The 11692-nt window shown below is 67.9% G+C and carries 11 protein-coding genes; 7 read left to right on the forward strand and 4 right to left on the reverse strand.

All coding sequences use genetic code 11. The features are described from left to right. The first annotated feature begins 691 nt into the window (after window positions 1-691). The 7 genes from ACWD3I_RS48575 (at window position 692) to ACWD3I_RS48605 (ending at window position 6225) form a co-directional block, all read left to right on the forward strand. Window positions 692-1174: a sensor histidine kinase gene (locus ACWD3I_RS48575; protein ID WP_365413107.1), complete on the forward strand. Its 483-nt coding sequence runs from the start codon at window positions 692-694 to the stop codon at window positions 1172-1174. 191 nt (window positions 1175-1365) lie between these two features. Next, window positions 1366-2727 carry an ATP-binding protein gene (locus tag ACWD3I_RS48580; RefSeq protein WP_365413109.1) on the forward strand — a complete coding sequence of 454 codons (1362 nt, stop codon included), beginning with the start codon at window positions 1366-1368 and terminating at the stop codon, window positions 2725-2727. Between the two features lie 37 nt (window positions 2728-2764). Continuing rightward, window positions 2765-3259: a roadblock/LC7 domain-containing protein gene (locus tag ACWD3I_RS48585; RefSeq protein ID WP_365413111.1), complete on the forward strand. Its 495-nt coding sequence runs from the start codon at window positions 2765-2767 to the stop codon at window positions 3257-3259. Window positions 3260-3282: 23 nt separating this feature from the next. Continuing rightward, the gene (locus ACWD3I_RS48590; protein ID WP_365413113.1) at window positions 3283-3633 is read left to right on the forward strand and encodes a DUF742 domain-containing protein; all 351 of its coding nucleotides are present in this window, start codon (window positions 3283-3285) and stop codon (window positions 3631-3633) included. After that, window positions 3626-4258 carry a GTP-binding protein gene (locus ACWD3I_RS48595; RefSeq protein ID WP_365413115.1) on the forward strand — a complete coding sequence of 211 codons (633 nt, stop codon included), beginning with the start codon at window positions 3626-3628 and terminating at the stop codon, window positions 4256-4258. Before ACWD3I_RS48590 ends, ACWD3I_RS48595 begins: the two co-directional genes overlap by 8 nt. 86 nt (window positions 4259-4344) lie before the next feature. Then, window positions 4345-4938: a GAF domain-containing protein gene (locus tag ACWD3I_RS48600; RefSeq protein WP_365413117.1), complete on the forward strand. Its 594-nt coding sequence runs from the start codon at window positions 4345-4347 to the stop codon at window positions 4936-4938. Window positions 4939-4962: 24 nt separating this feature from the next. Further along, a complete protein-coding gene (locus ACWD3I_RS48605; protein WP_365413119.1) occupies window positions 4963-6225 on the forward strand; it encodes an acyl-CoA dehydrogenase family protein in 1263 nt (420 codons plus the stop codon). Between the two features lie 501 nt (window positions 6226-6726). On the opposite strand, the gene ACWD3I_RS48610 is transcribed toward ACWD3I_RS48605, so the two are convergent. Genes ACWD3I_RS48610 through ACWD3I_RS48625 form a run of 4 tightly spaced genes read right to left on the reverse strand, consistent with a single transcriptional unit; the run spans window position 6727 to window position 11369 of the window. Then, on the reverse strand, window positions 6727-9033 hold the full coding sequence (locus tag ACWD3I_RS48610; protein ID WP_451084447.1) for a tetratricopeptide repeat protein: 2307 nt from the start codon (window positions 9031-9033) through the stop codon (window positions 6727-6729). After that, complete coding sequence (locus ACWD3I_RS48615) at window positions 9033-9644, reverse strand: hypothetical protein (RefSeq protein ID WP_365413123.1); 612 nt, start codon at window positions 9642-9644, stop codon at window positions 9033-9035. The genes ACWD3I_RS48610 and ACWD3I_RS48615 overlap by 1 nt, the downstream gene beginning before the upstream one ends. 9 nt (window positions 9645-9653) lie before the next feature. Beyond that, the gene (locus tag ACWD3I_RS48620; protein ID WP_365413125.1) at window positions 9654-10349 is read right to left on the reverse strand and encodes a hypothetical protein; all 696 of its coding nucleotides are present in this window, start codon (window positions 10347-10349) and stop codon (window positions 9654-9656) included. A 21-nt stretch (window positions 10350-10370) separates the two neighbouring features. Next, window positions 10371-11369, reverse strand: a complete 999-nt coding sequence (locus tag ACWD3I_RS48625) for a CHAT domain-containing protein (protein ID WP_365413127.1) — start codon at window positions 11367-11369, stop codon at window positions 10371-10373. Between the last annotated feature and the right edge of the window lie 323 nt (window positions 11370-11692).

Here is an 11692-nt window from a genome sequence, read left to right on the forward strand (position 1 = left end):
CACCACTGGTCAGACGGCCATCCACCTGGAATTCCGGTGGCCATCAGCCTGGACTCGGCTGGCCGCACATCTGGACTTTGCCACGGCCGCCGTCATCTCAACGCGTCATTGCGGCTCATGCCATCAGTGTGAGGTGTCATCGCGCCTGATTCCGGACGTGGCCGCCACGTGGCCGTGCATGGCCGCCGAACGACCTATTCTCCCGTCGCTGTCCCAACCCATCATCCACTTGTGACTACGGGACGTACACGGAATGCGACACCCCGCCGCCGGATCCGGCGCTGCACCGCGGAGGCGCGAGGATGACCGGGGACAGCAGCAGCGGATCCCTGCGGTCCGTCGGGACCCAGTCCAGTCTGCTCGAGCATGCCCCTGCCGGTCGACAAGAGGGATTGGCAGAGGCGGGAGTTCAGATTTCCCCCGGTCAGGACCGTGAACTGGCCGTAGGCACGTGGCTCTTGCTGTGCGCAGACATCACGGAGCGGGCGTGCCAAGAGTGGCGCACGGGCGGGATCGCCCTTCTCCGATGCAGCACTCTGTTCGCCGCCCTCCGCATCAGCGCCGGTCTCATCCATGCCGCAGCCGGAACGAGCGCGGCGAACACCGTGAACGAGTTCCTACCCCAGGTACTGCACGGTGGGTCCGTCCTCGTCGACCTGCACAACCGCAGCCGTAATCTCCGGGAGCTCCCGTGACCCCTTCGCCTCAGCCCACCGAACCCCCTGCACTCATCGAGATCGGCGGTCAGCCCGCTTATCGGTGGGAGGACCGGTTGAAGGGGGATGAGTTCGTCGGTTCGAACGTGCGAGTGCGGGTGCGGCCGCGGCTGACGGTGGCTCGCTGGCCGGGCGACGTCGACGTCGCGACCCGGGTTTGCGGGCACCTCATGGACAACGTAGTCCGGCACGCGAAGCTCTTCCCGGACCGCATGGTTGCCATCCGGCTGATCTGCCCAAGCCGACACGGCGAGCTGATCATCGAGGTCGACGACGCTCTTCCGGAGTTTCCGGGCTTTGACGAGATCGTCAGTCAGGGCACTGACGGCTACCCGCCGGTGACGGGTCTGTGGTGGGTCGCCCACGCTGAGGGGCGCCTGGCCTGGGATCTGTTGCGCAGCGATGACGGCGAGGTCATCGGCAAGACCGTGCAGGCCGTACTCCCGCCGTCGCCCTGACCGCCGAAACACCTTCCGCACTGCACAGCCCTCTCGCCATTCATCCGCACCCGTTGTTGAGGATTGTCATGTCTGACGGCGTATCCCCCGCCACCGCCGCAACCCCCCGCCGGCACAGGAGGAGACGGGGCGCTCCGGTGCACCGCGCCCTGCACGATCAGATTCGCGCCGCAGTCTTACCGCCACGATTGGTGGACGGAGCCTTACTCGGCACCGCAGCCCTGGCCTGGTGGACCCTGCCCATGCCGGCCGGGACCATCTTCGGCGCACTGGCGTGCGGTCTCGGCGTGAGCGGCCTGATCGCTTGGGGCCGTACGAGGACAGCATCCCGGGCCGTCCAGCACCACTTCGACGACCAGTTGGCGGGTGTGCAGGACGCCATCGCCGAGGTGGAGAAGGCCACGCAGGCGGCGGTCGATGCGCTGCTGCGCGGGGAGGGGATCCCCTCTCCGTTCGTCTTCGTTCCGGCGGCAGGCGATGAGCCTGCGACGTCGGAGGCGAAGCGGCTGCTGGGTGAGCTTCAGGAGCGGGTGGTGTGCTCTCTGGCCGAGGTGCATGCCAGCCGGCAGTCGGCGGTGCTGCTGGAGGTGCTGCGCCGCCTGGCACAGCGTGAACATGCGCTGGTCGAGAAAGCGCTGGCCGCGCTGTCCGATCTGGAGGGCGCGACCGACGACGCCGAACTCCTGCACCGGATCTACCAGTTGGATCATCTGGTGACCCGGATTCGGCGGCAGGTGGAGAGCACGGGTGTGCTGGGAGGTCAGTCGATGCGGGCCACGAGGCGGCCGGTGTCGGTGTCGGTGGTGCTGCGCGGTGCGGTCTCGGAGGTGGTGGCCTACCCCCGCGTCGACGTGGTGGCGGGTCAGGCCGGGGCTGCGATCGGGCTGGCGCAGCAGGTGGGGCCGGACCTGTCCCATCTGCTGGCCGAGCTGATCGAGAACGGATGCCGGTTCTCCGCCCCCGAGACCCGGGTGATGGTGCGTGCGCAGCCGGTTCCGGTGGGGCTGGCCATCGAGGTGGAGGACCGCGCCCTACGCATGCAGCCACCGGTGCGCGCGCAGCTCAACCAGCTGCTCGCCGCGCCGGACACGATCGACGTCAGCGACCAGGTACGCCGGGGCCACTTCGGTCTGCTCACCGCAGCCAAGATCGCACAACGGCACGGCCTGACCGTCACCCTGTCCGAGAACGTGCTGGGCGGCACCACCGCCCTGGTCGTCATCCCCCGCCGCCTCCTCGTCCCCATACAGCCCGACGACGCCGAAGACCTGGCAGCCCCCAACGCGCCCACCCTCGTCCCCCAGGCCTCGGCAGGACCCACGCGTGTTCCCGCGCCACGGCGGCCCGACCCGGCTCCTGCTCCGGCTGCGCACGCGGGTCCGACCGGACTGCCGCAGCGGAAGAAGGGGGCTGGTCTGCCCCCTCCTGGTGCGGCCGCGGCGGTGCCCACTGGGGCTGCCACGGCGGGCCTGGCGGGTGCCTTCCGCAGCGCCTACCGCGCCGCCACCCCCACCACCCCTGCGCCACCGCACCAGCCCCCGGCATCCCACTAACCCCTCCCCCACCCCCCTCTTGTTTGGAGTTCCACGCATGCTTCCGCACAGCGATCCCGTATCCACCTCTGACGGCACCGGGGAGCACCGGGAGTCGATGGCCTGGCTGTTGCGCGAGTTCGTGAACGAGGTTGCTGGTGCCACTCATGCGGTGCTGGCCTCGCGTGACGGCGTCGCCTTACTGGACAGCGACATCGACAGAGACTGGGCGGATGAACTGGCCGCGGCCGTGTGCGGGCTGGCGTCCCTGGGCGGCAGCATCACCGGACCCCGGCACGAGAAGCACCTGCCGCGGCAGATCATCATCGAGCGACCGGACTCGCTGATCTTCATTCAGTTCGCCGGCCGCAGCACCGCCTTCGGCAGCCACCACGGCATCGGGCAACAGTTCGTGGACACCGTGCTGTGCGTGGTCACCACGCCCGAGGCCGACGCCGGCACCGTGGGCTTCGAAATGGGACGCCTGGTCACGGCCTTCGAGCCCCACATGCTGACCCCGGCCCGCACCCTCCCGGCCGACACCACACGATGACACCCGCCGCGCGACGCCCGTCGGTGGCGGCAGATCTAGACACGACGGCGTTCGTCAGACCGTATGCGCTCACCCGGGGCCGCACCCGGCCGCAATACCGGCTGCGCCTGGAATCGGTGCTGCACCCCGGCACCGGCCGCCCAGGGCCCGGGCTGCCCGAGGAGTGCGGACAAATCACGGCCCTGTGCCAGGCCCGGCCGCGCTCCGTCGCCGAACTCGCCGGCACCCTCGGCTGCGGCCTCACCCCCGCCAAGATCCTCATCAGCGGCCTCCTGGCCGCCCACGTCCTCATCCCCGCCGCCGCGTCCGACCCCGACCAAGATCTACTCCTGCGGCTGCGCGCCGCCCTGACGATGAAGTGGCTCGATGAATAGCCCACAGACGCGAACTGAGGATTCCGCCGCGGACGGACACGGCGAGACCAGCGCAGGCCGCACCGTGTTCAAGGTGGTGATCGCGGGTGGGTTCGGGGCCGGGAAGACCACCGCGGTCGGCGCCATCAGCGACATCCCGCCGCTGACCACCGAAGAACGCCTCACCGAAGCGAGCGTGCCAGTCGACCGCCTCGACCACGTGGCGTCCAAGACGACCACGACGGTGGCGTTCGACTTCGGCCGCGTCGGCTTCACCGACCCGCACCCTTTTGAGTTGCTGCTCTTCGGCACGCCCGGCCAACAGCGGTTCTCCCACCTCTGGTACGACGTATGCAGCGCAGCAGTCGGCGCCATCGTCCTCATCGACACCCGCCGCCTCGAGGACAGCTTCCTAACGGTGTCGTTCTTCGAACAGATCCGACTGCCGTTCATCATCGCGATCAACCCGTTCGACGGCGCCCACCTCTTCCCTCACGAGGATGTCCGCCAGGCCCTCGACATCGCCCCCACCATCCCGATGGTGCGCTGCGACGCCCGCGAGGCCACCCAGGTCGCGGCCGCCCTGGTCACCCTCGTCGACCACGCCCTTACCCGCCTCACCACCCCAGCCCCCTTGGACATCTGATGACCCACCAGCACCCCCTCATGCCCTCCCCCGCAGCCGCCGGCCATTCCGGTGCACGCACACCGTCCTCCCCACGGGAGGCAGTCATGGCGCCGCCCGGCATGCTGCCCCACCAGCCCGCGTCGATCAGCGCCGCTACCGCGCAGCTGCTCGCGGTGGAGCAGGCGCGGCAGGAGGTCATCGCACGCCTCGGCATCACCGCGGGCCCCGACTATCGCATGGACCAGCTCGCGCGGGAGATGGCCGAACGCACCGGGCTCGCCTATGGCTTCGTCAACGTCTTCTGGCCCCAGCAGACGTTCATCGGCCTGCACCAGCCGCCCCCGGACAGCGGGCTGATCCCGGTAGGCCGCAGCATGAGCCGACGCCACGGCTGGTGCCCGGAAGTGATCGCCCGCCAGAAGGCACTGCCATTACCCGACGTCTACGCCAGCCCCCGCTTCGCCGGCAACCACGTAACCGACGCCCTCGGCATCCGCTCCTACTTCGGCGCACCCCTCATCGACACGGCTTCCGGTGTCGCGTGGGGAACGGTGTGCGTCATCGACCCCGAACCCCGCCCCCTGGCCCAGGCCCAGCACCTCCTCGACATCGTCAAGGACACCGGCACCACCGTGGTGCAGACCCTGACCGCGCAGCGCCAGCCCGCTGATCCCGTTCCAGCCGCAGCCGTCAGGTGAGCCTTCAGGGAAAGGGACCCGCCCATGTCCATGCCCGCCACACCCCACAGCCTCGACAGGTTCCTCACGCCTGCCCACAGCGCACTCTGGAAAGCCGTCGACGACTTCGCCACCCAAGAGATCCAGCCCCGGGTAGAGCGCATGGAAAGTGCGCAGCGGGTGGACCGGAAGATCGCCCGGCTGTTGGCCGGTCGCCGCTGGTTCGGCGTCACCGTGCCCGAGGCCTTCGGCGGCATGGAAGCCGGACACGTCGCCAAGACGATCTTGATCCATCGACTCGCCCGTCTCTCCGGCGCGGTCGCCGCGATCCTCCAAGCCAGCCTGATCCCCGTTGCCGCTCTGCTGTACTACGGCACCGACGACCAGCACGCCGCGCTGCTGCCGAGCGTGGCCGACGGCAGTGTGCTGATGTCGATCGCTGTGACCGAGCCGGACCAGGGCGGCCACATCGGCGGCATGACGACCGCAGCCGAGTGGGACGGGCGAGCCTGGGTGCTCACCGGGGTCAAGGCCCATGTCGGCAACAGCCACATCGCGGATCTGCACGTCGTCGTCGCCCGCACCTCCCCCACCGGCACGCGCACCTCGCGCGCCTTGACGGCGTTCCTCGTCCAGGGCGATCAGCGTGGGGTGCACATCGTGCCGCACAGCGCCAAGCTGGGACTGCGCGGCTTCAGCTACGGTCAGATCACCTTCGACCGAGTGCGCATCTCCCCCAATGACGTACTGGGGGATGTCGGCCAAGGCTTCGAAGTCGCCCAGTCCAGCAGCATCCTGTACGGCCGGCCCAACCTGACCGCCATCTCCCTGGGGCTGCACGAGACGGCCGTCTGTCTGACTGCCCAGTACGTCAGCCAGCGCCCCCGCTACCAGGGCAAACTCGCCGACCTCAGCGTCATACAGGATCGGCTCGGCCAGATGTCCGCCCGGCTGCTCATGGCCAGGATCCTGGCGTATCACGCGGTCGACATGCTTGATCGTGGCCTGCCCTGCGACGACGAGCTCCTTGCGGCCAAGGCCCTTGGCCACGATCTCGCCTCCGAAACCGGCAACGACGCCATGCAGTTGCACGCCGCCAACGGCTTGGACGTGGACTTCCCCATCGAGCGCGTCTGGCGGGACATGCAGAGCACCTACGCGCCCGCCGGGACGGGTGAGGTCCAGCGCCGGCGCCTCGCCGAGAACCTCCTCCAGCAGCAGGACAAGGCCGGTGCGCGCACTCCGTGGTCCGTGTTGCATGCCGGGCGCTTCCAGCCCCCCATCGTCGACCAGCCAGTCGGCGTCTAGGAACGCCCGCGCACGGTCACCCCCGTGGCTTCCAAGGACCGTGCGCGGGTCCCACGTCTCACGCTCGGCACCCCCCGTGGCCGAGCGCGGAACACCAGCCCGGTGCGGGGACGACAGTTCAACACACTCCCCTGTGAGGACGTCGAACTGCCCCCGCACCGGGCGCATCCTCCCCAGCTGAATCGACGACAAGAACGGTGCAGCCCGACCCCGCCTACCTCTTTCCCGCCAGCCCCTTCGTTGCCCGGATCGGACGGTGGTTCAGGGAACGAGGGCCACTCCCGGCCCTGTGGTTGCCGCGCTTGCGGCCTCCCCACACAGGGCCGGGAGACCCCACCACATTGGCTCCCCCAACCAAGAGCGGGCTCGGCCCGCACCGCCGGCGCTCGGCAGGTGAGCCAGGGCCGTTAGAGATTTACACTCCCGCCAATTGCCGACTGCGTGAATGCCAAGGGGGTGCGGTGACGGCAGGGGTGGCCGGAGACGGCCGCCGTCCAGTTGTCAGGTGAGAAGTGCTCGGACTTCGGCGAACGACATCGGAGGTTCGGGAGCGGTCAGACCGGTGAAGAGTCGGCGTTTTTCGCGGGAGTCCACGGCAGCGCTGTGCCGGTCCATGCGGACCTTTTCGGGCTGAAGCATGCTCAGCAGCGCCTCGGCCGACGGGTCGGCCGGGCGTGCCACGTGCGTGCTCAGCCAGTCGTCCTGCTCTCTGCGCAGAGCGGAGATCTCGGCTTCCAGGGCGTGATCGATGGGCCGGTGTTCGTCGCTGGTGAGTAGTTCGCCGAGAGTCCGGGACTTGACAAGTTGGGTCGTCTCGTAGGCCATGGACGTCCGGCCGAGACGGACGCGCAGAAGGATCAGCTGCTCGTAGGTGCCGAGGTGGCCGGCCAGGAAACCGATGCGTTCTTCGATCCCGGTGAGAGAACCCCGAGATTCTTCCATGAGTTCCACGACACGTGCCAGATGCTGCTCCGCTCGGACGAGGTCTCCGCGTGTCTCGGCGATGATCGCTAAGCCGTAGTGGGCCGATGTGTCCACCTCCCAGTGACCATCAAGGCCGTTCACTGAGGTCAGGGCCTTCTCGTATGCGGCTGCCGCATCGTGGAGTCGTCCTAGTCGCAGATGGCATGTCCCGATGGCGGAGCGGACAAGGCCGATCATGGAGCCCGGAGGCGGCGTGAACGCCGAAAGGGTTTCGAGGGTGGCACCGAGCTGGTCCAGGGCTCGTGCTGGATCAGCTCTCACGAGCTCGAAACCATGGAACGTGGTCGTGTGGGTGGCGAGTACCTCGGAGTAGCGGGTGAGGTGGGCGCGTGATTCCTGCTCTCTCCCCGTCCGCTGGCTGGTCAGGTACGCCCACCAGATGCTCGCGGAGAGCGAGGGGGGAGTGACGGGATGCGCGTAGGTCGGGGTGAGTTCGATGAGCGGTGGCGTCATTTCTTCAGCCAACAGTGGGACCAAGTCGTGGAATCGTCGGTACGCAGTCTCGATGTCGCCAGCACTGAATGCGGCAAGGCCGGCCCGGTGCAGCGAACAGGCGCGCACGGCGGGATGTTTCATCACGTCGTCGGGATTGCCGGTGTGTGTGTCGAGGACCGCTGCGCCGAGCGCCCGCTCCGCGAACGCCCTGGCCTCTGTCATGTTGCCGAAGTGCGACAGGTGTAGTTCCGCGAGGGTCAGGGCGGCGAGCCACGACGCAGGCCCGCTCCACGAACAATAGGCCTTTTCCAGGTACGCGACGGCCACGGTCGGGCGTGCAGAGTCGATGGCGTAGAGCGCCGCGTCCACGCAGTATGCCGAGACCCGCGTCGGTCCCGGATCGGCCTCGGCCAGTGCGATGGCCTGCTCATACCTGGCCAACGCCTGGTCGGCCTGGCCGAGTTCGCGGTGCATCGCGCCGAGCAGATGGTGGAGCCGGGCAAGTCTTCGTGGCCTGACCCCGTCACCATGGTCGTCGAGTACCTGTTCGCCGAGCGCGATTGCCTCGGCGTACCGTTCTCCTTCGACAGCGAGTCCCACCAGGTTCAGGTCCATGTCGAAGACCCCGGCTGGATCACTTTGTGCCGTGTATAGGCGCCGTGCGGCCTTCCATCGGGCCCGTGCCTTCTGCTCGTCGTCGAGTTGCATGTAGGCGTCGCCGAGGGCGCCGCAGAGCCCTGCCGATGATGGTCCGCCCTTGATCCGGAGCAGGATCCGTTCGCCGAGGGCTACGAGCTGTTTGGGAACAGTCAGTTCGGGGTCGTCGGGCAGCTGGTTGTAGTGCCTGCTCAGATAGCCGGTGATGTGGGAGAGCAGATCATCGTCGTCGCCCTGGAGGGCCAGTTCCGCGGCGGAAGCGCTGTCCTGGAAAGCTTCCGTGCTCCTGGCGAATGCGGTATGCACCTGGGCGCGCAGGTACAGTGCGACCGCCCTGTCCTCGGGTGTCCCGATCTCGTCGAGAATGCTGAGGACTTCTTCGATGCCGCGCTGTGCCGACGGAAGCCGGCGGGTTCTGTCGGTGAGTTTGCGCGGCCATCGGTCGAGGTACGTCCGGGCCTGCCAGACCAGGGTCTCGGCCCGCCCAGCGAGGGTGCCTCCGTGCAGGCTGGCCTCGACGGCTAGTTCCGCCCAGGCAAAGCACTCGTCGTCGTCATCTCGTTCTTCGGCTGTCCGACTGAGGCTGATCATGCCGGCCAGCACGTCGTCGTTGATGCCGGAGGACAGCCGAACGAGAGCCGCGGCGCGGTCCGGCGAGCGTTCCAGAATCCGGAGGACCCCTTCGACTCGCCGTTCCCCGAACCACTTCCGCACGCCGTGTGTCTTTGCCATCAGACGGCGTCCAGACACTGTCGTACCGCTTGGTGCAGGCGAGACGGGGGCTGACGTCGCTCGACCGCCACGAGATGACGCTGCAGGGCCTGGAGCAGGCGCTGGTGTTCTTCCGCCGTCATCCCCGTCGGGCTTGTGAGTGCCTGACGACCGGCAACCCCGTAGAAGTCGGGCCCCCGTAGTTGTTCCTTGAGGAGGCGGTCGGCACGCGCCGTCAGCTGCTCTTCCGAGACCTTCCGCGCGAGACGTGCGCGAACGAGTTCCAGCAGAGCATCGCGCAGCGCCTCCGCCCGTCGGCGCGCCCTGGCGTACGAGGGCTCAGCCGAGGCGAAGTACACCAGAAACAGCACCACGAACCCGAGCGCAGCGATCCATCCCCGAGTCAAGAAGAGGACCACGGCACTGCCGAGGCCCAGGGCGAGGCTCAGCACGAGGAGCGTGGTGATGATCGGTCCGGCGTGGTGGGACTCGCGGAAGAGCGCGGCCGAACGGTTCACCGCGACGCATAGCGCCAGAGCCAGGGCCACGCTCAGGGTGGAGCCCACGCCGTCGGCCAAGGCCAGGACGAGCAGTCCAGCCAGCACCAGAAGAACATGACGAATCGCTTGCACGGGGGCTCCTCAGGCCAAACGGTAGGTCTGGTCGATCTCGGCGCGTTTGCGCAGCAGCGGGATCAGCTGCGCGGCTCCGTCGACGGTCACGGTCGCCGTGAGGTTGAACCGGGCCAGGAGTGGTGCCCCGGCCGGGGCATCCACCAGCAGCCGCATCTCGCGGTCCGGTTGCAGAGGGCCGCCGCTGGAGCGGAAGTCCCAGAACGCTCGGGAGAATCCCTTGCCCGAAGTGACGACGGTGGGCTCGTGAACATTGCGCGTACTGGCCCGTTCACGACGGGTGTCGATCTCCAGCACTGAGGGGATTACAGCAAACTTCAGGCCGGCCTCGACCGTGGTGGTGATCTCCAGTGGCTGGTCGCCGTGGACCTCGCGCGGGGACATGTCGCGCACGACAGCGGACACCGTGGGACGCAGGTCGACCGTCAGCCGCGCCCGGCGGAACGCGCAACCAGGGCTCGGATGAAGAACACACAGCAAAGGTACGTCCCAGCGTGCGAAGCCCGGGTCCAGCTCCGAAACTGGGGCGTCGATCACACGCTCGATCGGTCCCAACGCGAGCGCCACGCGGTTGCGGTGGCGCAGCAACGCCACGTCGTGGTCTTCGACGACGACCTCGCCGCGACGCACCATCGCTTTCAAGTCCGCCTCGTCGACTTCGAGTTCCGAGTCGAAAAGCACCCGGTACGTCGCATCGGCTGTCATGAGGTCGCTCCCTGCTCTCGGTCAGAGCCAGTCGCCGATCAGCGTGAACGGCGCCCAGTGGTAGAGGGAGTCCCAGCCGGGCTCCCTCATCGTCTCCAGCACGGCGGTCCTCAGTGCGTCGGCTTTGGCAAGACCAGGACGGCTGAGGAGATGGTCGTAGAACCGGCGCATGAAGAACGCCGTTGAGTCGTCCGCGACGGACCATAGGCTCACCAGTAGGGAGGAGGTCCGCGCGTACAGGAACGCGCGAGTGAGGCCGATCAGTTCGTCGCCCGATTGATGGAGATTGATTCCCGTCTCGCACCCGCTCAGCGTGACCAGCGAGGCGCGCATGCGTGGCATGCCGAAGATCTCGCCTGCGGTCAGTACGTCACTGCCGTGCAGTTCGAGGCCAGACTGCAGCGGATCCCGCTGGTCGAAGGCGGCGTGTCCTGCTATGTGCACCAAATCGGCCTGGGTCAGGGCCTGCTGGAGGTTCTCACGGGTGACGGCCGCACCGAGCCGGACCTCGGCGCCGAACTGGTCGCCGAGCATGGTTGCTTCGGCTGCTGCGTCCGGCAGGTTCTGCCGCGAGTCACCGAAGACGGCCATCGTCTCCGGCTGTTCGGGTGCAGCGCGGTTGCGGCCGGTTCGGCTGTGGCGCAACACCGACACGCTCGGTGCATAGACGACCGGATTGCGCTCGATCAGGTACCGCTCACCGACGCGCAGCGCGTGCAGGGGCATGCGGTGCAGAGCGCCGTGAGGGACGAGGCAGACGACATCGCCCGGTTCGCTCCATTCAGCCAGGGGGCGCACAATATCGTCGTACTGGTGCAGGAGTTCGGGCATCTCTGCGAGGTCACGGACGCTGCGGTAAGAGTCGAGGTTCGCCGAGACGAACAGCGAGAGTTCCTCGTGGTTGACGTCAAGCAGCGCCGCTTTCGGCTGGTCCCAATCAGCCCGCACGCCAAACACCGCCAGTTGGCCGACCGCGCTGACGTACTCCAGCAAGACAACGCGGCGGCCGTCTTCCCTCATGGAAGGGCCCCCGTTCCCTTGAGCTCACCACCCCACAGCTTCCGCTGATGACGAAGGTAGAGCATGGCCCGACCACGCGGGCGCTGAACCCGTTCAATTACTACGACTTGGTCAGCCGCACACATTTGTCATCGATCCATTCCCGTCATCTGCGGAAGCCGCCCCGCGAGGAGCACCGTCCGCAGAGCGAACAGCTACTACTGTCCTGCGCCAGTAGTCGATCGTTACTGCTGGATTCCTCTTTCGGTGGGTATAGCTGCTGGTAGCGGGGCGATTGCGGGTACTCGGGGGCGGGTGCTGGGTCATGGTGCTGAAGGCACGGC

Source organism: Streptomyces sp. NPDC002817, assembly GCF_053592055.1.

What these genes read in the sequence shown, in the direction of transcription:
- ACWD3I_RS48585 (WP_365413111.1), top strand. Translation starts at nt 2,765, where the DNA reads ATGCTTCCGCACAGCGATCCCGTATCCACCTCTGACGGCACCGGGGAG.
- ACWD3I_RS48595 (WP_365413115.1), top strand. Translation starts at nt 3,626, where the DNA reads ATGAATAGCCCACAGACGCGAACTGAGGATTCCGCCGCGGACGGACAC.
- ACWD3I_RS48600 (WP_365413117.1), top strand. Translation starts at nt 4,345, where the DNA reads ATGGCGCCGCCCGGCATGCTGCCCCACCAGCCCGCGTCGATCAGCGCC.
- ACWD3I_RS48605 (WP_365413119.1), top strand. Translation starts at nt 4,963, where the DNA reads ATGTCCATGCCCGCCACACCCCACAGCCTCGACAGGTTCCTCACGCCT.
- ACWD3I_RS48610 (WP_451084447.1), bottom strand. Translation starts at nt 9,033, where the DNA reads ATGGCAAAGACACACGGCGTGCGGAAGTGGTTCGGGGAACGGCGAGTC.
- ACWD3I_RS48620 (WP_365413125.1), bottom strand. Translation starts at nt 10,349, where the DNA reads ATGACAGCCGATGCGACGTACCGGGTGCTTTTCGACTCGGAACTCGAA.
- ACWD3I_RS48625 (WP_365413127.1), bottom strand. Translation starts at nt 11,369, where the DNA reads ATGAGGGAAGACGGCCGCCGCGTTGTCTTGCTGGAGTACGTCAGCGCG.